The organism is Micromonospora sp. CPCC 206171, assembly GCF_036906755.1.
GTDB lineage: Bacteria > Actinomycetota > Actinomycetes > Mycobacteriales > Micromonosporaceae > Micromonospora > Micromonospora purpureochromogenes.
Window position 1 is genome coordinate 1 of sequence record NZ_JBAKHT010000072.1, and the last position, 718, is coordinate 718.

Here is a 718-nt window from a genome sequence, read left to right on the forward strand (position 1 = left end):
GTCGTCACACGGCACCTCCCGCACCCGCCCGTGCTCGTCACGATCCCGGTCCTTGTCCCGGTCCTTGTCCCGGTCCCGGTCCCGGTCCCGGTCCCGGTCCTCGCCCCGGGCGTCGTCCTTGGTGAGCTGCTGGGCGGTCGACCACTTCACATCGGCGAGCCGGTGGGAGCCGGTGACCCCGGTGGTCGCGTAGGCCACACCCGCGAGGCTGACCGCTCCCGTCAGGCCCATGACGCCGGTGGCGAGCCAGAGCCGACGACGACGGAACGGGGAGGCCGTCTCACGGGTGGCGTCATCGTTATTGCGAAGGTAGTTGGACATCAGAGCTCTCTGCCCTCTCCTTGTACCCGACAAGGTCGCTTCGCGACGGCGAGGCGGCCTTCGCTACAAATCGGTTGTAGCTGCTGAACAACAACGTATGAGAACCTTCTTCACCTCGTGGGCTTATACGAAAAAAGCCCACATTAGGTATGTGGGCGGCGCAGCCGACAGCAGGGCGGACGGCGGTGCAGCAGAGGTGTCAGCGGTGGCGAAGGACGTCGCGGAGGGCGAAAGCGCGTGACGGACGCCGGGCCCTCGGGGGTGATGCGTCCCGGTAGGGGTGGGGAGTCCCTTCCCGCCGAGGCGGGAAGGGACTCCCTGGTCGTGCGTCGGCTCAGTTGAAGCAGTCCTTGACGGTGCCGGCGCAGTTGGTGGGGTCGTTGTTGGTGACGGTGGA

General features: G+C 67.1%; 1 pseudogene. It reads right to left on the reverse strand.

Annotation, left to right across the window (positions count from 1 at the left end):
* Window positions 1-321, reverse strand: a pseudogene (locus V6U89_RS30125) (hypothetical protein); the annotation flags it as partial.
* Between the last annotated feature and the right edge of the window lie 397 nt (window positions 322-718).